The organism is Streptococcus merionis DSM 19192 (assembly GCF_000380085.1).
Taxonomy (GTDB): Bacteria; Bacillota; Bacilli; order Lactobacillales; family Streptococcaceae; genus Streptococcus; species Streptococcus merionis.
Genome location: NZ_KB904539.1, coordinates 105056 through 128446 on the forward strand (window position 1 = coordinate 105056; position 23391 = coordinate 128446).

The window sequence follows — 23391 nt, forward strand, 5'->3', positions numbered from 1 at the left end:
TGAGCTTTTAATTGTTTACGGGCGGTTTTGGCTGTTGGTAAGCTGCTCTGTATAAATCACACGTTTTTCTTTAACCTTTGTGATTCCTTCAATAGAAGAAGACATTAAGGTTGCAGCCACATCAAACGAAGTTGAAAGCCGTAAATCAATCATTTCCATCGGTGTATATCTCGGTAAAATCGTTACCTCCGGAATTCCATGATAGTCAAGATCGTCTCTTGGATGCGGCTTGAGGTAGACATGATAACCTGCCTCTTTTGCTTCTTGGGCCATCTTAAAGTAGAAGTAGTACTGCTTTGCATAATCCGGACTTTTATCTTCTTTTTTGAAAGTAGACCAAAAATCGTCAGCTAAAGGCTGAGTTAAAATCAGATAAGACGGTGAAATAAGATTAATATCTTCTACTTGATAAAGCGCAAATAACTTTTTCAGATGGGTTTCTTCCTGACGCTCAAACAATTCTCTACGAGGGACTTCAATAAATTTGTCCAAAAAACGGGCGTAGAAGCTGTTATCTTTAATCTTACTAATGTCATTAACTTCAATATCCAAACAAGCCGGGTTGAATCCGTAATGTTCTAGAGAAGAATCAACATCTGATAAGCCAGCGAGTTGGGCATAATGATAGTGAAAATTTAAACCGTCTTCTATTAGATGGTAAGGGTATTTTCTATCCCGAAATTCCTGACCAACCTGATCAGCATCATTAAAAAGATAAACATGATCCTCTTCTTCAAGCCAATCAAAATACTGCTTGGTCTGAATGATTTTGCCTGTTAGAATTTCAACCCAAATATCAGGGAAAAATGCTTTTATACGCTCCGCTAATTCTTGATGTCCACGAACATTAAAATGGAGAAAGAGCGCTATGGATTCTCCTTTTTGTTTTTTCATCAAGGAAATCATAACTTGCATATTGGTAAAACAAATATATTTTTTCATCGTGGCTCCTCTTTATTTAAGCGCTATTTTTCTTTTTTCCGGCTTAGTAAACATACTGCTAATGAAAAATTTCGCCATCTTTTGGATGTTGGAATCAAGCGATAAAGATAAAAGAGAGGCAAAAGATAACGATGCTTTTGCAAGGTAGGAAAACGCAACTGCATCGTCTTTACCGGAGGAAAGAAGCGCTCTTTCCAGTAGAGCCATTGATTGCCATTAGAATAGTTTACCTCATTGATAATCTGGTTTTCCATCAAACCATAGGTACCGGATGACAACATGTAGGAAAGGACGTTTCTGTCATCATCTGTCAAGTCAGTCAAAGAGACGGCGTGTGCCCCAAATAATTTAAAAGCCAATTTTCGTTGTTGCTGTTCAAAGTCAGTCAGGTTGAGTTTAAACAACTCTTTCTTGATATAACTCCAATCTAAGTTGTCGTACTCAGTTTCTAAAAATAAGAAAAGATCAACCAAGCTACGGATACCAGTCCCTGATTGCGAATAATGTTTGTAATCATGAAGCATTTGATAGAGATAAAAATCTTCCAAGCTGAAATGGTAAGCAAAGGGCCTATCTTGATCTGGCAGGAGACGAGATTTGACATCATCATAATAATCACTATCTATTCTACTCAGCGGATCTATTAACTTTCGATGCATTTCGAAATGAAAAATAGGCTTTTTCATATAAGCATCAACATTAATTTCATAGGTAAAGCTATATCCCTCTTCTGTGAAAAAATGCTTAACTTCTTTTTGAAAGGATTCATCAAAGAGAATATCATTATCGGACATCTCACGCATCCCTAGTTTGGGATAATAGGTTTTTAAAAGAATGCCCTTTAATTCCATATACCAAATTCCTGAACGGCTTAGCCATTGGGTTATTTTTTGACGTTCATGATCAAACAGTAATTCTCTTCGAATACCTTGATTTTTAGCTTCTTGAAGCTCCTTTGGTAGTTCAATATAGTCTTCTAGAATCATTGCTACCATAGCAGATAGACTATGAAATTGAGCAAACTGAGCAAGATTTTCTAAGTTCATCTTTGCTATGATGTCATGATTAATCGGCTTTCTTTGAAGGTAATACCTTAATAAATAGATGATATCTTCGTGTGTTTTTGAAAACATATTCTTTCTTCCTAACTGTGTTTGGTATGCAGTGCTATTTCAGAGTCTGAAAAATGCAGTTGTTTGTTACATATTTCTAGGGCAGCTGGTCTATGGGTTACAATAATGATCGTTTTATCTGTCAGAGCTTTCATATTTTCTAAAATAGCTTTTTCAGTCTCTTCGTCTAAAGCACTGGTTGATTCATCTAGTACCAAAATTGGCGATTGAGAATAGATAGCACGTGCTATTGACAAACGCTGCAATTGACCTTCTGATAAACCTGAACCATCCTCCCCTAAGACAAAATCCAATCCTTGAGGAAGTTGCTCAACCAGTTCACGTGCACAAACCAAATTAAGTGCCTGCCAAAGACGGCTTTCTTCTTCTGCAGTCAAACTGTCAGAAAAGGTAATCACTTGACGAATTGTTCCAACCATGAGGAGCTTCACTTGGGGGACATAGGCAAATAAACGATGAAAGCTCGAATCTAAGGCTACTTTTTCCCCATTTGTCAGGCGTAAGAAAAGTTCTCCCTTTTGAAGCTCATAGATGGAGAGAAGCAATTTAGTCAGAGTACTTTTCCCACAGCCGGATGGACCTAAGAAAGCAATATAATCTCCTTTTTGAATCTCAAATTGAATATTTTCCAAGAGTTTTCGATCTGTATAAGAAAAACTTGCTTGTTCAAAAACAATAGCATCAAGCTTTCTATAAAATTTTGTAATTTCGGAATGTGTCTTCAACTCTGTTTTCAGAACTTTAAGCTCTTCTACTTCCATTAAGCGTTCGCAACTAACTAACATGGAATAAAAACTCGGAATATAGACAGTTGCATTTGCAAATGGGTAACTAACTTGGGTAACCAAGCGAGTAATCGCTATAAAAGTCCCATAAGACATCGTTCCGATATAAATGCCGTAGGCACAGTAAACCGCTACGAATAGGTAGGCTAACTCTAGAACAGCATTGAGACCTGTAATGTTGATGTTGGAGAATGTAGCCTGTTCTAATCTGGCTTTTTTGTGTTCATCCAAATACTGTTGAGCCTGTTTAGTCACTTTTCTCTGAAGAGAGAAGGCATTAATCACTAAGAGACTGCTCAAATAATCCTGATAGAAGACTTGCAGTTGACTAACTTTTTTTTGGATATTATGGTATAGATAACGCAGCTTTAATTTTAATCCCAGACCAATCATAATATAAAGCAGTCCCATCAGAAAAATGAGCCATAAAAATTTGCTATCAATATAGCCCACCATCAGTAGAACCGCAAAGAGTTTGCTAAAGATACCAACTAAACCTGGGACGATTGTAGCCACGCCTCGTGAAATGATACCAGTATCTGATGTAAGGCGGCTAAGCCATTCGCCAGTGTGGATTTGAGAAATGGCTTGGAACTCCCTTTGAAGCAGAGTCGTCAATAAGTAAGCCTTAAGATAGTTTTCAATATTAGCTTTAGTTGCTTCTTCCTGATAACGTTGTAGCGATTGAAGGATGAGTTGAGTAAGTACAATCATCAGGAGCATCATGGCTGAAAACCAAAAAAACTGACTATTTTTTGAAACAGCCGCATCAATGATATTGCGAAAGTAAACCACAAATACGACTGATAAAACGGATAGAACCAATTCTAAAGTACAGAGTAAAGCAACCTGTAATTTGTAAGACGTAGGTAAAGTGAAAAATAACCATGTCAAGATTTTTTTAAGAGACAAGCGTTGTAAATCTTTCATTTCCCTATCATCTTTCTTTTAAGTTTAGAGAGTTGCTGGCGAAGAAGCATTAATGGTTTACGAACCCAGAAGCTGTGTAACCAGACCAGAACATAAGCTTGGTAAATCTTGCTATCTGTTGACAACCATTTCCCATTTCGATAAATTTTTGTTACATAGCCAAACACGTATTCTCGTGGTACTTTTTCACCAGACACACAGTTGTCCCCGCGCGTGTAGTAATAATCATCATCTGAAGCAATGAGACGATGCAGAACTAGCTGACCATTGGATTGTTTTTGGAAAATAGGAATATCACCGATGGCTAGCTGATGATGCGTCAGCGGTTCTAAATAAATTTGGGTGGCTTTCGGATGGTTCTTGTCGTACAAGAGCGGACGCATACTAACTCCTTGGGTAAAATAAATGATCGATCGTCCCGCTTCTAATTCTTTTCGAATAAGTGAGTTATGCACAATTCTGTCCTCGCTGATGTGATTGTTGATATTAAAAATAGTTTTTTGGGGGGCCTGCAATGCCTGCTTCTAGGTTAAATTTTTACAAACTGTTCAAGAATATCTTGATACCCGACTAACTGAGCCCCTTGTGGTGATATTTGACTTGAAAGAATGATATAGAGGGGCTATTATAGAAAGATAAGGCAAGCAACTCTATCAATCGCTAACTTACTTGCAACTTAAAAAGAATACTCATTCCTGATTCCATCATCTGGTACGTTGTATTTTGATGCACTTATAACGATACCGCTTCTCTATACCTTTGTCAAGAGACAATAGTAAAATATTAGAACCTGTAGTCACAGTTCAACACTTTGATTCAAGGATAAATTTCCACACTCGTCGTTCGTTTTTTCAAAATATAGTTTGTATTTTGAAAAACTTGCCTTGATGATCGAAAAATGATTTCCTGAATTAAAGAATCTTACTGATGTCTACAGGTTCTTAGACTTGTTTGGAGACGATAAGTCTCTTGAATCGGTGGAGAAAGCATTTCACTGACGTTAGTGAAATCACGGCTTTTGTCTCACTCCCCAGTCAAATATTCCCAAATTAGATTTGGTGAGGTGCTCTTAAAAATATAATAATTCTTTAGGTGTCTGGGTGAAGAGGTCAAAACCTGTCTCGGTTACAACACCGCAGTCTTCAATACGGACACCGACCTTGCCTGGGATATAGATCCCTGGTTCAACGGAGAAGGCCATCCCTGGCTCAAGAACCAAATCATTACCCTCCATAATGGATGGGAATTCGTGGACGCTGCTCCCAATTCCATGTCCCAGACGATGATTGAAATACTCACCGTAGCCAGCTTTAGCAATGACGTTTCGGGCAGCGGCGTCAACTTCTGCTGCAGTCACACCAGGTTTGATGGTATCAATAGCTGTCAGCTGCGCTTCCAAGCAGAGATGGTAGATGTCTTTTTTGAACTGGTCTGGCTGACCAACAGCTACGGTTCGTGTCATATCAGACATGTAGCCATTGTTTTCCGTTCCAAGATCAAAGAGCAAAAGGGCATCATTTTGGATCAGGTTATTGCCGGGATGACCGTGCGGATTTGCAGCATTGTCGGCTGATAGAACCATGGTCTCAAAGCTCATCTTGGACACACCAGCTTTTTTCATGCCAAATTCAATCTCGGTGATGATGTCTGTCTCCGTTTTTTCCAATGAAATCGCCTGAAATCCGATTTGCATAGCCTTGTCAGCAAAGCTTCCTGCATACATAAGTTTGGCCACCTCATCAGCTGATTTGATCAATTTCATACGGTTGATTAACGGGGTTAGGTCTGCAAAGTCGGCCGAGATAGCCTGACGGAGACCGTGGTATCTAGTCAGATTGAGACTGTCAAACTCTGCCAAGACTTTATTTGAGGAGAGCTGACCAATAGCGTCTGCAATCTTAGTCCACGGATTTTCTGAGTCTTGATAGCCGATGACCTCAAAAGGGACCTTGTTTTTTGCGCCAGCGGTTTCCAGAGCTGGTAGGAAAAGTAGCGGTTCGCGGTCTCTAAAGACGAAGAGGAAGAGATGACGTTCGTGCGGATCGCTGTAAAATCCAGTCAGGTAATTGATGGAGACAGGATCTGAAAAAATAGCTAGACCAGCATTTTCACTGTCCAAGTGGGCGACGATTTGATGTATTTTTTCCATAAAATAGACCAACTTTCTAATCTTAGAAATTAAGTTATTCCCATTTTTCCAAAAAATCTCTGAAAAAGCAAGGAAAAAGAGCGTTTTCACTTGAAAGACATTCTATAAAATGTTAAACTAAAGGATAGAATGTAAGCGAAATTTTCAAAAACGATAGAAAGGACATTCATTTATGTTAAATACTGACGAAACAGTCACCATTTATGACGTTGCTCGTGAAGCAGGAGTTTCTATGGCAACGGTTAGCCGTGTCGTTAACGGCAACAAAAACGTTAAGGAAAATACCCGTAAGAAAGTCCTCGAAGTTATCGAGCGCTTGGACTACCGTCCCAATGCCGTTGCGCGTGGACTGGCAAGTAAGAAAACAACGACAGTTGGGGTCGTGATTCCAAATATCGCTAATGCCTATTTCTCAACTTTAGCGCAAGGGATCGACGATATCGCCGAAATGTATAAGTACAACATCATCATTGCGAACAGTGATGAAAACGATGATAAGGAAGTGAACGTAGTCAATTCTCTTTTTGCAAAACAGGTTGATGGGATTATCTTCATGGGCTACCATTTGACAGATAAGGTACGTGCTGAATTTTCGCGCTCCCGCAAGCCGATCGTTCTTGCAGGAACGGTTGATTTGGAACATCAATTGCCAAGTGTTAATATTGACTACAAGCAAGCCACAGCTGACGCTGTTAAGCTCTTGGCGAAAAACAATAAGAAAATTGCCTTTGTATCTGGCCCTCTTCTGGATGAGATTAATGGTAAGGTGCGCTTAAAGGGTTATAAAGAAGGGCTAAAATCTAGCAAGATTTCCTTTAACGAGGGGCTTGTCTTTGAAGCTAAGTATAAGTATCAAGAAGGTTATGCACTGGCGGAGCGTGTGCTTAAGTCAGGTGCCACAGCAGCAGTGGTGGCAGAGGATGAAATTGCTGTCGGTCTTTTGAATGGTGTTGAGGATGCGGGGATTAAGGTTCCTGAAGACTTTGAAATCATCACCAGCAACGATTCAACGCTCACTAAGTTTGCGCGTCCAAACTTGACCTCTATTAGCCAACCAATCTACGATATTGGTGCCATTGCTATGCGGATGTTGACTAAGATCATGCTCAAAGAAGACCTAGAAGACCGCGAAGTGATCCTTAACCACACGATTGCAGAGCGCAAGTCAACTAAATAAACAATAAAATCCAGCTCAGTTGTGAGTTGGATTTTTAAGGTCCATAGCCATTGTAATCACCTGTCCATTGTCTTTTTGTCTTGAAAAAGCTATAATAAAACCATGAAGATTTTGTTGTATTTAGAGGGAGAAAAGTTAATCTCTAAGTCAGGGATTGGCCGCGCTATCAAACATCAGGAGCGGGCTCTGGCTTTGGCTGGGATTGCTTATACGACTAACCCTAAGGAAGACTATGACATTGTCCACATCAATACCTATGGATTTAAGAGTTTACACCTTTTGCGCCGTGCTAAAAAGCAGGGGAAGCGTGTGATTGTACACGCCCATTCGACTAAAGAAGATTTTGAAAACTCCTTTAAAGGCTCGAACTGGTTGGCTCCTTTTGTTAAAAATTATCTGACTTTCTTTTATCAGCAGGCGGATCATATTATCACGCCGACCCCTTATTCAGAGAGTCTTTTGCGCAGCTATGGGATTACTCGCCCGATTTCGGCTATTTCAAATGGCATTGAACTCAGTAAATATCAGCCAAACGAGGCCAAAGAGCAAGCCTTTCGCCAGTATTTTAATTTGAGTGCTGAGGATAAGGTTGTCGTTAGTGCAGGGCTTTATTTTAAGCGCAAGGGGATAGTGGATTTTGTCAAGGTGGCCGAGCGAATGCCTCATGTGCGCTTTATTTGGTTTGGTCAGATTAATAAACACTTGATTCCGCGGGATGTTGTCGATATTGTGGAGAAAAATCATCCTGAAAATGTTAGTTTTCCTGGCTATATCAAAGGCCCTGTTTTTGAGGGTGCTATGAGTGGTGCGAATGCTTTCTTTTTCCCGTCTTATGAGGAGACTGAAGGGATTGTGGTGCTAGAAGCTTTGGCTAGTTACCAGCATGTGCTGGTTCGAGACATTCCTGTTTATCGGGGCTGGCTGGATGAGTCGGCTGTTGTGATGGGAAGCTGCAATGACGATTTTGTTGCCGCACTTGATGCTATTCTAGCTGGCCAGTTGGACCGCCGAGAGGCGGGATACGGTGTGGCTGAGAGTCGCTCCATTGAAGCAGTTTCCAAACAATTAGCTCAGGTTTACCATCGCGTTATGGAGTAAGATATGCGTATTGGACTTTTTACAGATACTTATTTTCCTCAGGTTTCAGGTGTTGCGACATCAATCAAGACCCTGAAAACAGAGCTGGAAAAGTTAGGTCATACGGTCTTTATTTTCACAACTACAGATAAGCATGTCAATCGTTACGAGGATTGGCAGGTGATTCGTATTCCTAGTGTGCGGTTTTTTGCCTTTAAAGACCGTCAAATCGCCTATGCTGGATTTACGGATGCGGTCAAGATTGCAAAGCGTTATCATCTAGACATTATTCATACTCAGACGGAGTTCAGTCTGGGGATTTTAGGGAAAATGATTGCCCGGGAATTGAAAATTCCAGTGGTTCATACCTACCATACCAACTATGAGGATTATGTCCACTATTTGGCTAAGGGAAAAATTATTCGACCGAGCATGGTCAAGTACATCGTGCGTTCTTACTGTACTCAGCTAGATGGGGTAATCTGTCCGAGTGAGATTGTCGAAGACATGCTGACAGATTACAAGATTAATGCACCAAAGCGTGTCATCCCAACAGGTATTGACCTAGAGAAGTTTCGCAGGCCAGAATTGACGGACGGGGACATTCGAGCTATTCGCGATCAACTGGGCATTCTTGATGATGAGACCTTTTTACTCAGTCTATCGCGTGTCTCTTATGAGAAGAATATTCAGGCTATTATCAAGGCCATGCCGTCTGTATTGAGTCAAGGTTTGCAAGCTAAATTGGTCATTGCAGGCGATGGACCCTACCTGACTGACTTAAAGCACTTGGTAAGTGAATTAGGGCTTGAGGAGGTCGTTCAGTTCACAGGCATGATTGCGCCAGGAGAGACTGCACTCTACTACAAGGCAGCAGACTTTTTCGTATCAGCTTCTACGTCTGAAACTCAGGGATTAACCTATCTTGAAGCGCTTGCTACAGGGACGCCAGTGATTGCTCATGCCAACCCTTACCTCAATCAGCTCATTACGAATCGGATGTTCGGCACGCTTTACCCTTACAATCAAGATTTGGCCGATGCTATCGTGGATGCTATCATCACAACTCCAGATATGACTCAAGAAGCTTTGGAGGAAAAGCTCTACGAAATTTCAGCAGAAAATTTTGGGCGTACTGTTGCGGAATTTTATCTGGATACCATTATGAACCACGAAGCCCGTAGGGCTAATGGCGAGTTTGCTCCTATTCCTGTTGTCATTGCCAGAAAAGCAACCAAGACAGGTATTGTCGTTGCTAGAAAGAGCATTTACCTACCCAAACGGATCTTGATGAAATCCACAGTTCGCTCCAGACGGTTTATTCGTGATTTGAGCAAACGGATTGAGAAAGACTAGGAGACTTGCCATGAAGAAGTACGGATCTTATCTTACTGGACTGAGGAGATTTATCGGCTTTTGGCTTATCTAGGAGTGATTGTTTATGATGAGATGACAGCGAAAGCTTGGATGGTCTCTAGCCTTGTTTTTCACAACCCGTTTTGATTGCTTTTTTCTCTCTGCTGTTCGGGTTAAGGCGAGGATTTGCTTGGACTTTCCCAATTCTAGTCAGTTTGTTATTTGTGCCATCTGTGATTTACACATATGTCGCTTATCCTGCTGAGGGAATGGAAGCTTACCTGTTGCCTTATGGCCTCATTTCTTTAGTATTTATCACCCTTGGCGCAGTGATTCGAAAAATGGTTAAAAATCTTTGGAAAAATACCTGAAAAATGTTCGTTAGGACTAGCAGTCAAAAGACATTTACAGGAGATACTATTTTCTTCTGTGTCAACCTTGCCAAAAAGATAATCTAGCTTGCAATCCAGATTTTCTTGTGCTATACTATCTGTCAGAGACATGTCAAATGAAGCTAGGCTGGCCTAGAGAGTGCGTGGCGCTGTGAATCGCACCCAGCTGTTTGTTTGGTACTCCTCGTTATGATTTTATGCAAACATAAAAGGGTGGTTCCCTTATCGCCAAACATGAGGTTCATGGTTCTTTTGGATACCATGGATAAATGAAGGTGGAACCACGTTGCGACGTCCTTTTTGAGGATGTCGTTTTGTTTTTGGTGAAAAATTTTTTGACACTCTCTTAGGTGGTGTCGTCGTGAGCTTGATGATGTTTCTTTCTAAGATTTTTTCTTTGTTATTCTACAAATACCAAGAAAAATCAAGAAAGAAATCGTATTAATCTCCCTGACTAATTTGAAAGCCTCGGGTCTTTCAAGCTGCGAGAATTCACCACGGCGGAGAGTGTCAGCATAGTTCAGAGTAAGAAAAAGAAAGGATCTGTTATTTGGAAATTACAGCTTTTGAAGAGCGTTATCAATCCCAAGTGATTGATTTCATTCTAAGGATTCAGCAAGAAGAATTTGAATTGAGTATCTCTTTGGACGAACAGCCTGACCTGCTTGATATCAAGAAATACTATCCGAATCGTTTTTGGTTAGCTACTGAGAAGGAGCAAGTGATTGGTTGCATTGGGTTAGTACTTTTGGATAATGACAATGTTGCTCTAAAAAAGATGTTTGTTCATTCAGCTGCTCGTCAAAAAGGAGTTGGTAAACTTCTAATGGTACAATTTATGAATTATTGTCAAAAATGCGGCATACATTCTGTATTTCTTGGCACCACAAGTCGGTTTAAAGCAGCTCAATATTTTTACCAAAAAGTTGGTTTCGCTGAGATAACAAAGGACAATCTCCCAGATGATTTTCCTATCTTAGATGTTGATGATAGATTTTATCAATTCCATTTGAACTGACCAAAATAATCTAACAGTACTGAGCGAGCCTTGCGAGCACAAACGATAGTTATCGCCGAGGTGGGGCTCTCAGTAAAAGTAAAGACGATCGTTTCTAAAGTGGGAGGAAATGAGTATAAATTTAATGGTATCTTCCTTGGAACGCTTACAGGAATTTCGATTCAGTTTGTTTTGAAAAATCCAGATATTTCTTGGATTGCAATAGGAACACTAACAGGTGTGCTAATTGGTTCTGTTATAGATTTTAAAAATAAAAGGAGAAAACAAAAATGATTAAGATTACTTTTCCAGATGGCGCGGTGCGCGAATATGAATCTGGCGTGACAACTTTTGAAGTGGCTGAGTCAATCAGCAAATCCCTTGCTAAGAAAGCCTTGGCTGGAAAGTTCAACGGCAACTTGGTGGATACCAATCGTGCTTTAACAGAAGACGGAGCGCTTGAAATTGTCACTCCTGACCATGAGGACGCTCTTTCTATCTTGCGTCACTCAGCTGCCCACCTCTTTGCTCAAGCTGCCAAGCGTCATTTCCCTAACCTACGTTTGGGTGTTGGCCCAGCGATTGAGAATGGTTTTTATTACGATACAGACAATGAATCTGGTCAAATTTCTAATGAAGATTTGGCTAAAATCGAAGATGAGATGCGCAAAATTGTCAAAGAAAACCATCCATCTATCCGTGAGGAAATCACAAAAGAAGAAGCGCTTGAATTATTTGCGGATGACCCATACAAATTGGAGCTGATTCAGGAACATGCTGGTGCTGGTTTGACCATTTACCGTCAGGGTGAGTTTGTTGACCTTTGCCGTGGCCCACATGTGCCGTCGACTGGCCGTATCCAGGTCTTCCAACTGCTTAATGTAGCGGGTGCTTACTGGCGTGGAAATAGCGATAATGCTATGATGCAACGGGTTTACGGAACAGCTTGGTTTGACAAGAAAGACCTGCAAGACTATATCAAGATGCGTGAGGAAGCCAAAGAACGTGATCACCGTAAATTAGGTAAAGAGCTTGACCTCTTCATGATTTCTCAAGAAGTTGGTCAAGGCCTTCCATTCTGGTTGCCAAATGGGGCGACTATCCGTCGTACGCTTGAACGCTACATCACTGACAAGGAATTGGCATCTGGTTACCAACACGTCTACACACCGCCGCTCGCTTCTGTAGAGCTTTACAAGACTTCTGGTCACTGGGAGCATTATCAAGAGGACATGTTCCCAACTATGGACATGGGCGATGGGGAGGAATTTGTCCTTCGTCCAATGAACTGTCCGCACCACATTCAGGTTTACAAAAATCATGTGCATTCTTACCGTGAGTTGCCAATCCGTATCGCTGAACTTGGCATGATGCATCGCTACGAAAAATCTGGATCTCTGACTGGTTTACAGCGTGTGCGTGAGATGACCCTTAACGATGGTCACATCTTTGTAACGCCAGAGCAAATCCAAGAAGAATTCCAACGTGCTCTTCAGCTCATCATTGATGTGTATGCGGATTTCAACTTGACGGATTACCGTTTCCGTCTGTCATATCGTGATCCTAAGGACAAGGAAAAATACTATGATAACGACGAGATGTGGGAAAATGCTCAAAGCATGCTGAAAGCTGCCCTTGATGAAATGGGGGTTGAATACTTCGAAGCAGAAGGAGAAGCAGCTTTTTACGGTCCGAAATTGGATATCCAAGTTAAGACAGCCCTTGGCAATGAAGAAACCCTGTCAACTATCCAGCTGGACTTCCTTTTACCAGAACGCTTTGAACTTTCTTATATCGGCGCTGATGGTGAGGAGCACCGCCCTGTCATGATTCACCGCGGCGTGATCTCAACTATGGAGCGCTTCACCGCTATCCTGATTGAGACTTATAAAGGTGCCTTCCCAACTTGGTTAGCGCCACAACAAGTCACTGTTATCCCGATTTCCAACGAAGCACATATCGATTACGCTTGGGAAGTCGCTAAGCTTCTGCGTGATCGTGGTGTTCGTGCGGAGGTTGATGAGCGCAATGAGAAGATGCAATACAAGATCCGCGCCAGCCAGACACAAAAAGTTCCTTACCAACTTATCGTTGGAGACAAGGAAATGGCTGACCGAGCCGTCAACGTTCGTCGCTACGGCAGCAAAGAAACTCACACCGAGTCACTTGAGCGGTTTGTGGAGATTATCCTTGCGGATATTGCGAGAAAGTCTAGACCAGAAGAAATGGAATAAATCAAGATGAGGCTGAGACAACCATGATGGCTTTGCCCTCACCCTCAAAGCATGTAACCGTTGAAGATTACGTATAAAAGGTAATCATACTCTTTGAAAATTAAAAGTATACACAGTCACCTCGTCTTGCCGAACTTCATTCTATTTGCGATTTTGTTTCCTAGAGTATAAGATACTAAGGACGTTAAACAGTAACTGAAAAGAAAAAAGATAGCCTTCCGCGTGTGCATCGAACACAAGGAAGGCTATCTTTTTTTCGAGTTTTTAGTCCGAGTTCAATTTGTCTACCTTTGATTTTCTTTGAGTATCAGTCTCGTTTCTTTTATCGTTTGACCATTTGACGCAGTATTACCACCGTAACCGCGCAGAGGATAAAAAATCCATGCCTCTGGAATCATGATTTCTGCCTTCTCCCTCCTGATTTTACATAGATTTTACAAGGGAAGAGATTGGATTTTACATGACTTTGGTATCCTATGCTTGTAATACTTAAGACAACAGAGGAGTTTTCAAGATGAAAAAATCATTTCTTTTTATACTGACAGCAGTAGCGGGTCTTTCTTTGGCAGCCTGTGGCGGTGGTGCTGAAAGTGGTGCGGGTTCTGTCAAAACGAACGGTTCAACTTCTATGGAAAAAGTCATAGGCACACTCGGTGAATCCTTCATGCAGTCAAACTCAGAAATAACCTTTACGTATGACCCAACGGGTTCGAGTGCTGGGATCAAGGCTGCTAGTGATGGTACTGCAGATATCGGACTATCTAGTCGTGAGTTAAAAGATGATGAAAAAACAAGCCTTGAAGCGACAGTCTTGGCTTACGATGCGATTGCAGTTGTGACAAATCCAGCAAACCCTGTCCAAGATTTGTCAAAAGAAGATTTGGCAGCCATCTATAAAGGTGAGATCACAAACTGGAAGGACCTTGGTGGTAAAGATTTAGAAATCGTTCTTATCGGTCGTGAAGCAGGTTCAGGTACTCGTGACGGGTTCGAGTCTATCCTTGACATTGAAGATCAGGCGAAATACCGTCAAGAGTTAACGTCAACAGGAGACGTCATCTCAACAGTAGCTTCCAACGAAAATGCAATTGGTTATGCTTCATTTGCTTCTGTCTCTGATGAAGTGGCAGTTCTTGATATTGATGGTGTCACAGCTTCTGAATCAACCGTTCTTGATGGGTCTTACGTGATGCAACGTCCATTCCTCTTAGTGACTAAGAAAGGGGCAAAATTATCAGAAGCAGCTAAAGCGTTCTTTGACTATGCGACCTCCGCAGAAGCTAAAGACTTAATCTTAAAGGCAGGTGTGTTTCCAGCAGGTAAATAACGTGCTTGGAACAGTTTAGTCTTGTATTTTCTGATACTATTTTCAAGACTTATCACTTACTTTTGTGAGCAATGAGTCAATGAAACAGGATATTTTTGCAACACGGTTTTAGCTGTGAAAAGTCAGTTTGGATTTGCTGGTGACTGTGGAGCAGCTAAAAAATATCTTGGATTAGGAATACAAGGAAATAAAACGATACTCATCAGGAGTTTTCATGAAAAAGAAGTTTGATTGGGAGATGCTGGTTCACAGCATCTTTCTTACCTTAGGGCTTGTGAGTGTGGCATCGGTCCTGCTCATTACGATTTATTTGATTATTGCAGGTTTGCCAGCAATTTTTGAAATTGGTTTCTTTGATTTTTTATTTGGCAAAGAATGGGCTTCAACTGCAGGTGCAGCTAAGTACGGAATTCTGCCGTTTATTCTCTCCAGTGTTTATGGAACTTTAGGAGCTCTTTTGATTGGTGTTCCTATAGGCATTTTGACAGCTGTATACTTGTCTAAAGTGGCCTCGCCTAAAGTTAAGGTGGTCGTTAATGAAGCGATTAACCTTTTGGCAGCCATTCCGTCAGTGGTTTACGGTTTGGTGGGGATGTTGGTTTTGGTGCCCAGTATTAAAAAGCTATTTCACCTCTCTGACGGTGCGAGCCTTTTAGCGGCGATCATCGTATTGGCCATCATGGTTTTGCCATCGATCATCAAGACCGCAGTAGTCGCTTTGGACGCGGTGCCGCGGGACTATGAGGATGCTTCCTTAGCACTTGGTGCCACTGAGGTGGAGACCTATTTCCGAGTATCTTTGCCAGCAGCCAGAAGCGGTGTAGCAGCGGCGATTGTACTTGGTGTTGGCCGTGCCATTGGTGAAGCCATGGCTGTCATGATGGTGTCTGGTAACGCAGCTAATATGCCATCGCTTTTTGAGAGTGTGCGGTTCTTGACCACAGCTGTTGCCAGTGAGATGTCCTACTCGTCTGGTTTGCAACGCCAAGCGCTCTTCTCGATTGCCTTGGTCCTCTTTACCTTTATCATGTGTATCAACCTCTTACTCAATTATCTCTTAAAGAAAAAGGAGCGCTAGCATGGAAGACACGCGCTTGTGGCAAAAACGTCGTCTTTACAGTGCGGCGCTCAAAACAGCCATGATTTTATCAGCTGCCATTACGGTTGGTCTGGTTTTGTTTATCATCGTCTATGTCGTCTGGAACGGTGCTCAGCACTTGTCTTGGAAGCTCTTGATGACGAGTCCTAGCTATTTGACTGGAAATATTGGGATTTTACCAGACATTCTGAATACGATTTATATGGTGATGACGACGTTAGCAATCGTTTTACCGATTGGTATCGGGGCAGCCATTTACTTGACAGAATACGCTAATCACCCTCGCTTAATCAGCTGGATTGAATTCACAACGGAGACGTTATCAGGGATTCCGTCAATTATTTTTGGCTTAGTTGGGATGTTAGCCTTTGCTCAACTCTTCGGCTTTGGGACTTCGATTATTGCGGGTGCTCTGACCTTAGTCATGATGAACCTTCCCATCATCATTCGTACAACACAAGAGAGTTTAAAAACAGTGCCAAATAGCTATCGCGAAGGAGCCTTTGCTCTGGGGGCTGGTAAATCACGAGTGGTCTTTACAGTTGTTTTGCCAAAATGTGTGGCCGGTATCGTTTCAGGGACTATCTTGATCATTGGCCGAATTTTAGGAGAAACAGCAGCTCTTCTCTACACAGCTGGTCTAGCTCATGTAGCGACAGGCTACTTCTCAGCGCTCTTCAAATCAGGTGCAACCTTGACTGTCTCACTCTATGTCTACGCTAAGGAACAAGGGGAGTTTCAAGTCGCTTTCGCTATCGCGACGATATTGCTTATCTTGACCTTTATCATCAACCAAATCGCTTATCAGGTGACCAGACTGTCACGGACGAAGGAGTAAGGTAGACTGTTTACATCAATGCGATCATTCTTATCCGGTAAAAACAGATTAACGAAGCGGTGCTACTAATAGGTTTTTTGAAAAAAGTAGCAATGAAGTTCGAAAGAGCTTGTTTGCACCCGCACAACTTAAGACAATAGCTCAGTATGACTTGTAAATTCAGGTTTTTCAAAGTTGGCAGTTCTGTATTGTTTAGTAGCAATCAAGTACAGCGTTTCATTCTCCACCTGTTTTCGCGTTTTTCTGTAAATTTTTATTAGGAATTTTTAATAGTCTCGTATCTTAAAAAGAAGGAGCTTTCATGACGACACAAACGCTTTTAACCGTTGACCACTTGGACTTGTGGTACTCAGAGCACAAGGCCTTGAAAGACATCAATATGACTTTTCCTGAAAATACCATCACGGCTTTAATTGGGCCGTCTGGTTGTGGAAAATCCACTTTCCTCAAAACGATTAACCGCATGAACGACCTCGTCAAAGGCGTTCATTACGAGGGAATTATCTCTTACGACGGAAATAATATCTTTCATTCAGATGTTAATGTCACTCATTTGCGCAAGAAGATCGGTATGGTTTTCCAGCGTCCTAATCCTTTTGATAAGTCTATTTATGACAATATCGCCTATGGACCTCGTACTCACGGCATTCGTAGCAAGGCGGAGCTTGATCCCATCGTTGAAGATTCTCTGAAAAAAGCGGCGCTTTGGGATGAGGTAAAGGACCGATTGCACAAGTCTGCTCTTGGTCTGTCTGGTGGTCAGCAACAACGTCTATGTATTGCGCGTGCCCTTGCAGTCAATCCTAAAATCATTCTCATGGACGAGCCGACCTCAGCTTTGGATCCGATTTCGACAGCCAAAATTGAGGAGCTGATGATTGACCTCAAAAAGGATTATACAATCATCGTTGTGACCCACAACATGCAGCAAGCCCTGCGGATTTCAGACTACACAGCTTTCTTCCTTTTGGGGGAGTTGATCGAGCATGGTAAGACACAAGAACTCTTTTCTAACCCCGTTCAAGAGCGGACGGAGGCCTATATTACAGGAAGGTTTGGTTAATCATGAGAGAACGTTTTGATCATCAGTTGGAAAAAATGCATAGCGAATTGGTTGAGATGATGGCTATTTCCGAAAAAATGATGTCTTTGACCCTTCTAGAGTTGAAAAATCCTGGCAATCATACTATGATAGAAGTAAGTCCACTCTATGAAACCATCGAAGAATTAAAGAAAAAAGTTGAAGCTCGCTGTTTGAAGTTGCTCTTGCAACAACAGCCAGTGGCGCGCGACTTAAGAAGGATTTCATCAACCCTTGAAATGATTACGGACTTTGACCGTATCGGTGAGCAGATTCTGAATATCAACGGTATGCTAGATAAGACGATTCCATCTGATAGTTTCGCTTATACGTCATTGTTTGACTTAACTCAGGTTACTCAAAAAGCTTTGACCTTGAGCGTTCAAGCCTATATCAGGGAGGATGTTGCCATGGCTGAGGAGATGGTAGCCTACGATGACGTGGTGGACAAAGCTTTCAAAACCATGAAGAAATCCCTCATCAAGACCATGAAGTTGGAAGACGATGAGACCAAGGAAGAAGAGATTTTGGACTTGCTTTTGATTGCCAAATATTTTGAAAAAATTGCCGACCATTCTGCCAATGCGGCGCGGTGGCTGATTTTCCTCGTCACTGGGGAGAGAGAAGGAACGTAAGTTTATGATCTGGTGTTTAGAAGATGACGATAGTATTCGTGAAATTGTGCTTTATACTCTGAAGTCAACAGGATTTGAAGGTCGTGGTTTTCCTGATGCCCGGTCATTTTTTGAAGCTCTATCTAGCAAGGAGGTCGATCCACCCGATCTCCTTCTTTTAGATATCATGCTACCAGATCAGGATGGCGTTGCTGTCTTAAAAGAGTTGCGATCACAGTCTGATTTTGGTGATTTTCCGATTATTATGACGACAGCTAAGGGAAGCGAATACGACAAGATCAAGTGTTTAGATCTGGGAGCTGATGATTATATGGTTAAACCCTTTGGAATGATGGAGATGATTTCCCGTATCAAGGCTGTCCTCAGGCGCTATCAAGGTCCAACTAATCAGGTGGAGCGCCTGACTTTTCAGGAGCTTAGTCTCAATTTAACCGAGCATAAAGTCAAACTGATTGATGAAACCATCAGCCTGACCTTCAAGGAGTTTGAACTCTTAAAACGGTTTTTAAAACACCCGAACCGCGTCTTTACGCGTGAAGAGTTGCTTCAAAAAATCTGGGGAATGGACTATTTAGGAGAAACACGCACAGTGGATGCTCATATCAAGACGTTGCGACAAAAGCTGGGTGAGTATGGCAGTCATATCCGCACCATTCGCCATGTCGGTTACAGCTGGGAAGCAGGTGACCGATGACGCGAACTATCTTTCGAGCCATCTGGCTGATTTCAAGCCTGACGCTCTGCCTTAGTCTTTTTGGAGTAGGCTTAGTATCCTATCAGTACTGGTCGCAGCAGCAGGAGCGTATGCTTGACAGTCAGCTCCAGACTTTGGTGCAAATAGCGGAGCAGCAAGGTGAGCAAAGTCTTGAAAGTTTAGACAGTATTGATTTTCGATTGACCTTGGTCGATGAAGAGGGGCGTGTTACCTATGATTCAGAAAAAAACGCCAAGACTCTCATGAATCATGGCCAGCGTGAGGAAATCTTAGAAGCGCAAAAAACAGGTTACGGAGAGAGTACCCGCTACTCAACGACCATGACTGAGCAGACCGTTTACCGCGCCAGACAGTTGTCATCTGGAACAGTGCTTCGCTTAGCAGTACAGTTTACCTCTTTTCTGGGAACTTTAAAACAATTTTTTGGCTTCCTCCTAGTTATTTTTCTGCTATCACTATTTGCAGCCTACTACATGGCTAAGTTGATCGCTAAGCGCATCATGGTACCAGTCAATAAAATTGATTTGAACGATCCTTTGTCTAGTCAGGTCTATAATGAGTTTGCTCCGCTGCTACATCGGATGGACTTTCTAAATGAGACCAATAGGTCTCAATTGCAACAAATTCAGCAAAATGAAAAGGAACTTCAGTTCATCACGGATCAGATGGCAGAGGGCTTGGTTATCTTAAATCGGCAAGACGAGATTATGTTGCTCAATCAGTCAGCAATCACGATTTTTCAGGCAGTTACAGAAAGCAAAGGAAAGCCGTTTTATCAGCTTTACCATGCCTATGATTTGCAGCAAACATTGACCAAGGCCAAGGAAACTGGTCGTGCCACTTATCTAATCGAGGAGCAGGACAGAACCTATCAGCTGACGATGAACCGTGTTGACGACGAGCAAACCTACATGGGGCTTGTGCTTTTGGTTGTTGACGTTACTGAGCAAAAACGCTTGGAAAAAATGCGTCGTGAATTTACAGCCAATGTCTCCCATGAGCTTAAAACCCCTCTTCAAACTATTATGGGGGCTAGCGAGCTACTCGCTAACAATATGGTGCCTGAGGATAAGCAGGAACGCTTTGTCAATCATATTCAAGCTGAGGCTAAGCGACTGCTAAAGCTGATCGACGATGTGATTAAGCTTTCTCAGTTGGATGAGCAGAATCGGCCTGAAGATGAGGTCGTTGACCTCAGAGCTATTTTGCGACCAGTCCTTGATAGCTTACAGGAAACTGCCCAGCTCAAGGACATCCGTCTAGAAGCTAAACTTATTTCAGCGGCTGTCAAAGGCAGTACCAAGATTTTGACAGATGTGTTTTATAACCTCGTTGAAAATGCCATCAAGTACAGTCCAGCTGATAGTCAAGTCATTCTTGATATGGAGATTGTTTCTGACCAAATCAAGATCACGGTTAGTGATCAGGGGGAAGGCATTGCTCTTGAGCAACAAGAGCGTATCTTTGAGCGTTTTTACCGTGTGGATAAGAGCCATTCTCGCAAAACTGGTGGTACAGGCTTAGGTCTCTCTATCGTCAAAAACGGCGTAGACTACCACAAAGGGCAACTTGTTCTAACCAGTCAACTAGGCCAAGGAAGTCAGTTTACAGTTCAGCTGCCATTAGTGGTAGGACAAGAGAAGTTGACAGATGCGGCCTCTTTAAAACTTTAAAAGTTTTGTATTGCCTAGTGATTTGGTAAAAAATAGGATGTGATTACTCATTTCTATACTTTTATACTCAATAAAAATCAAAAAGTAAACGAATTGAATTTGGGTTAAGCACTGCGGCTCCATTTGGGGGCAAATCTTCCTAGAGTCCAGAGACTCTTCTACGCCCTCGTATCTCGTATCTTGTATAAAGCCAGCCTCACCACTCAGAGTTGACGTCAACATCTCAGCGCAGTGGTTGGGAGTAAGACTTGTTGGCCATGCCAACTTAGTCTTACCCCTGCACAGATCATTAGGCGCTTTAGCACCAATGAATCACTGCTGATTGGCCAAAAATGTTATACTAGTAGTAGTTCATATTTTGACCGATCGTTTTTAGAGGTACTCCTGAGTTATTCAACAAGCCTCAGATCTATCAAGACATACAGATGAGAAGAGGAGATAATGACACGTTATTACTTTATACCTGGCCTTGGTGGGAATCGTTCTCATGCACAAGATTTGTTTGAAGAGCTTCCGTTTGAGGTTCAGTTCTTGTCGTTACCGACCGTGAAGGATTTAATCAGTGCGGAAGATTTAAAAAGATGGTTTGAAAAACGGGTGGATTTATCAGGTGACATTGTTTTGATTGGCCATTCGATTGGAGGAGATTTAACGGCTTATTTAGCTAGCCAATACCAGCAAATCACGAAGCTTGTCCTGCTAGATGGTGGCATCTGGTCGGATGAGGTTTTGCCTGAGATTGAGTCTGAAATCACAGACGCGCGAGCGTATTTGAAACAAACTCGATTTGACTCATTGGATGCAGCCGTTGCTGCTGAAAAAGAAAGTTCTATCTTTTGGTCGTCCGCTCAGGAAGAAGCTGTCAAGGCTTCTTTGGTGTGGGACGGGTACGCCTATCGGCTCAATCTGTCAGTTACTGACGTAGAAACTCTCTTACGATTCCGCCGTGATTGGTTGGGAGCTATCCAGAGCTTATCAGACAAGCTGGTCTTACTCGTTATTCCCGACTTGGGAGATGAGACACCAGAATTTAAGGCGAAGGCTCTTGAAGCTGTGCCAGATTTTGTCCATAGATGTGCGGTTTCTGAAGTTGGCCATGGTCTTTATACAGAAAATCCGCACCAGGTGGCACGGATTATCACGCAATTTTTAGAAAACCATGGTGGCTAGAAGCCCAAGAATCAGCATGTGGAGCGGGTAGAAGAGGTAGTTGAAGGTCTGATTCATTTTTGTATGATAACCTTGTTGACCATTGTAACTCCAAATCAAAGGAAGCGCTAGGAGTGCAAAGACTTGTGGCGAGATCAGGTTGAAACCATAGTAATCCCAGTACAAAGCAAGATTGCTGTAGCCAATAAGGAGCAAGGTTTGAAGATTGGGAAGGATAACGTTGGCCAACACTAGGATACTCAACTGCCCACTGCGTTTTTGAGCGGTATTTCCCCTAAAGAAATAAAAGCCAAGAATCATGATAACCCCAAGGCTATGGTAATCTGTATCCAGAGCGTCCGCCAAAAAAGTGCTGGACAGGATCAAAAGGGCGTTGGTCAGATACCAGATCGGACGTGGGAACCTTGCCCTGCTCTGATCAATCCCCCAAATAGTGATCAGACCAATCACGAAAGTCCAAATGACATTTTGAAAAGGGGCATAGTTCCATGTACCATTGACCATCAGGTTGAAAGGAATATCTGTCAGGATAGCTAATCCTACTAATCGCAGTAAATACCTAGGAAAATGTCTCGTATGGAAATAACCCTCCACAATCAGGAAAGCAAAGATAGGAAAAGCCAAGCGGCCAATGTAGCGCAGCCATAGCTGTTCAGGAAAGAAAGTCGCTGCCGTGTGATCAATCAGCATTAATACCATGGCAAGATTTCTAAGGGCAAAGGAAGTTAGTCCTTTTTGAGATTTAGGCATCAGAAGTGTCCTTTCTATTGTAGTAAGGAAAGTCAAGAAAGCGAGATTGGGCATTCAGTTCATAGATATCAGGCAGCTAACTGACGGTTTAACGTTAAAAAATTCAGAAACTGAAAATATTTCAAAAGTCAGCTCTTCTATGGTCAAGAGAGCTGAAGTTTGTCAGTATGGATGATCAAAAAAACGCTCTATCGAATCAAAGTCGTCATTTGTGACTACCAATTAAACAAAGCTACGGTAAAAATACGGAGTCTGAGACTGATGTCCCAGACTCTCTTAGTGTGTATCATTAGAGAACGTGTTCAGCTAAAGCTTGGGCAAAGTCTTCTAAGTTAATGATATCATCATCTTCTGCAGCAAGGTCAACTTTGACAGACTCAGCTCCCTTGGTTGCACCAGTGCTTGTAAAGGCTGCGTCAAACTCGTCAACAGATTTACAGAACTCATCGTAGAAGGTGTCCCCAGAACCGCAAACGCCATAAATTTTTCCAGAGAGGTCTAATTGCAACAAATCTTCGTAGAAATCTACGATTTCGTCTGGCAATTCCCCGTCCCCATAAGTATATGTTGCGACAATGACCAAATCTGCATCTAAAAAATCATCCGCGTCAACGGTTGTGCATTCATTGGTTTCGACATCTACGCCTAATTCTTCTAATTTATTAGAAACGATATCAGCAATTTCCTCAGTATTTCCGGTCATGCTAGCGTAGACTATTTTCGCTAAGGCCATGTGTTCCTCCAAAAAGATAAGATATCTCACATTATACCATATTTTTCTATTTTTAAAAGGAAAACCTTTGTGTTACAATGGAGTATAGGTTTAGAAACGGTAGTCACCACAAAAGCATCGCTTTAAAAACTATCTTTGGCTACGCATATTTTTTATCTTTGCACAGCTTTCTATACAGCCTCATATCTTAGTCAAGGA

22 protein-coding genes are annotated in these 23391 nt (G+C 42.0%); 15 read left to right on the plus strand and 7 right to left on the minus strand.

Features of this window, described 5'->3' with window-relative positions:
* Positions 1 to 15: 15 nt before the first annotated feature.
* From A3I5_RS0102345 to A3I5_RS0102365, 5 genes are all read right to left on the minus strand, one after another.
* The gene (locus tag A3I5_RS0102345) at positions 16 to 942 is read right to left on the minus strand and encodes a glycosyltransferase family 52 (protein ID WP_018373016.1); all 927 of its coding nucleotides are present in this window, start codon (positions 940 to 942) and stop codon (positions 16 to 18) included.
* Between the two features lie 23 nt (positions 943 to 965).
* On the minus strand, positions 966 to 2075 hold the full coding sequence (locus tag A3I5_RS0102350) for a nucleotidyltransferase domain-containing protein (protein WP_018373017.1): 1110 nt from the start codon (positions 2073 to 2075) through the stop codon (positions 966 to 968).
* 11 nt (positions 2076 to 2086) lie between these two features.
* Positions 2087 to 3790 carry an ABC transporter ATP-binding protein gene (locus A3I5_RS0102355; protein WP_018373018.1) on the minus strand — a complete coding sequence of 568 codons (1704 nt, stop codon included), beginning with the start codon at positions 3788 to 3790 and terminating at the stop codon, positions 2087 to 2089.
* Positions 3787 to 4245, minus strand: a complete 459-nt coding sequence (locus tag A3I5_RS11495) for a S26 family signal peptidase (protein WP_145955166.1) — start codon at positions 4243 to 4245, stop codon at positions 3787 to 3789. The genes A3I5_RS0102355 and A3I5_RS11495 overlap by 4 nt, the downstream gene beginning before the upstream one ends.
* 614 nt (positions 4246 to 4859) lie before the next feature.
* Positions 4860 to 5939 carry a M24 family metallopeptidase gene (locus A3I5_RS0102365; RefSeq protein WP_026216884.1) on the minus strand — a complete coding sequence of 360 codons (1080 nt, stop codon included), beginning with the start codon at positions 5937 to 5939 and terminating at the stop codon, positions 4860 to 4862.
* Positions 5940 to 6111: 172 nt separating this feature from the next.
* On the opposite strand from A3I5_RS0102365, the gene ccpA reads away from it, so the two are divergent.
* The 15 genes from ccpA (at position 6112) to A3I5_RS0102445 (ending at position 21710) form a co-directional block, all read left to right on the plus strand.
* A complete protein-coding gene (gene ccpA, locus A3I5_RS0102370; protein ID WP_018373021.1) occupies positions 6112 to 7116 on the plus strand; it encodes a catabolite control protein A in 1005 nt (334 codons plus the stop codon).
* Positions 7117 to 7218: 102 nt separating this feature from the next.
* Positions 7219 to 8214, plus strand: a complete 996-nt coding sequence (locus A3I5_RS0102375) for an LTA glycolipid anchor biosynthesis glycosyltransferase, IagA/BgsA family (RefSeq protein ID WP_018373022.1) — start codon at positions 7219 to 7221, stop codon at positions 8212 to 8214.
* A 3-nt stretch (positions 8215 to 8217) separates the two neighbouring features.
* Positions 8218 to 9549: a glycosyltransferase family 4 protein gene (locus A3I5_RS0102380; protein ID WP_018373023.1), complete on the plus strand. Its 1332-nt coding sequence runs from the start codon at positions 8218 to 8220 to the stop codon at positions 9547 to 9549.
* A 233-nt stretch (positions 9550 to 9782) separates the two neighbouring features.
* On the plus strand, positions 9783 to 9920 hold the full coding sequence (locus A3I5_RS12545; RefSeq protein WP_156809060.1) for a hypothetical protein: 138 nt from the start codon (positions 9783 to 9785) through the stop codon (positions 9918 to 9920).
* Positions 9921 to 10491: 571 nt separating this feature from the next.
* Positions 10492 to 10959: a GNAT family N-acetyltransferase gene (locus A3I5_RS0102385; protein ID WP_018373024.1), complete on the plus strand. Its 468-nt coding sequence runs from the start codon at positions 10492 to 10494 to the stop codon at positions 10957 to 10959.
* A 30-nt stretch (positions 10960 to 10989) separates the two neighbouring features.
* The gene (locus A3I5_RS0102390) at positions 10990 to 11232 is read left to right on the plus strand and encodes a hypothetical protein (RefSeq protein ID WP_018373025.1); all 243 of its coding nucleotides are present in this window, start codon (positions 10990 to 10992) and stop codon (positions 11230 to 11232) included.
* On the plus strand, positions 11229 to 13172 hold the full coding sequence (gene thrS, locus A3I5_RS0102395) for a threonine--tRNA ligase (RefSeq protein WP_018373026.1): 1944 nt from the start codon (positions 11229 to 11231) through the stop codon (positions 13170 to 13172). Before A3I5_RS0102390 ends, thrS begins: the two co-directional genes overlap by 4 nt.
* A gap of 514 nt (positions 13173 to 13686) precedes the next feature.
* Positions 13687 to 14499, plus strand: coding sequence for a phosphate ABC transporter substrate-binding protein (locus tag A3I5_RS0102405; RefSeq protein WP_018373028.1), 813 nt, complete (start codon positions 13687 to 13689; stop codon positions 14497 to 14499).
* A 214-nt stretch (positions 14500 to 14713) separates the two neighbouring features.
* Complete coding sequence (gene pstC / locus A3I5_RS0102410; protein ID WP_018373029.1) at positions 14714 to 15577, plus strand: phosphate ABC transporter permease subunit PstC; 864 nt, start codon at positions 14714 to 14716, stop codon at positions 15575 to 15577.
* A 1-nt stretch (position 15578) separates the two neighbouring features.
* Positions 15579 to 16436 (plus strand): phosphate ABC transporter permease PstA, encoded by an 858-nt coding sequence (pstA, locus tag A3I5_RS11500; protein WP_018373030.1) that lies wholly within the window; start codon positions 15579 to 15581, stop codon positions 16434 to 16436.
* A 301-nt stretch (positions 16437 to 16737) separates the two neighbouring features.
* Positions 16738 to 17499: a phosphate ABC transporter ATP-binding protein PstB gene (gene pstB / locus A3I5_RS0102420; protein WP_018373031.1), complete on the plus strand. Its 762-nt coding sequence runs from the start codon at positions 16738 to 16740 to the stop codon at positions 17497 to 17499.
* Between the two features lie 2 nt (positions 17500 to 17501).
* Positions 17502 to 18152, plus strand: coding sequence for a phosphate signaling complex protein PhoU (gene phoU, locus A3I5_RS0102425; protein ID WP_018373032.1), 651 nt, complete (start codon positions 17502 to 17504; stop codon positions 18150 to 18152).
* A gap of 4 nt (positions 18153 to 18156) precedes the next feature.
* Positions 18157 to 18846: a response regulator transcription factor gene (locus tag A3I5_RS0102430; protein WP_018373033.1), complete on the plus strand. Its 690-nt coding sequence runs from the start codon at positions 18157 to 18159 to the stop codon at positions 18844 to 18846.
* Positions 18843 to 20540 carry a sensor histidine kinase gene (locus A3I5_RS11505; RefSeq protein WP_018373034.1) on the plus strand — a complete coding sequence of 566 codons (1698 nt, stop codon included), beginning with the start codon at positions 18843 to 18845 and terminating at the stop codon, positions 20538 to 20540. Before A3I5_RS0102430 ends, A3I5_RS11505 begins: the two co-directional genes overlap by 4 nt.
* Before the next feature lie 441 nt (positions 20541 to 20981).
* Positions 20982 to 21710, plus strand: a complete 729-nt coding sequence (locus A3I5_RS0102445; RefSeq protein WP_018373036.1) for an alpha/beta fold hydrolase — start codon at positions 20982 to 20984, stop codon at positions 21708 to 21710.
* On the opposite strand, the gene A3I5_RS0102450 is transcribed toward A3I5_RS0102445, so the two are convergent.
* Positions 21690 to 22460, minus strand: coding sequence for a TraX family protein (locus tag A3I5_RS0102450; protein ID WP_018373037.1), 771 nt, complete (start codon positions 22458 to 22460; stop codon positions 21690 to 21692). The genes A3I5_RS0102445 and A3I5_RS0102450 overlap by 21 nt on opposite strands.
* Before the next feature lie 289 nt (positions 22461 to 22749).
* Entirely contained in the window at positions 22750 to 23193 is a 444-nt protein-coding gene (locus tag A3I5_RS0102455; RefSeq protein WP_018373038.1) for a flavodoxin, read from the minus strand.
* Positions 23194 to 23391: the final 198 nt, after the last annotated feature.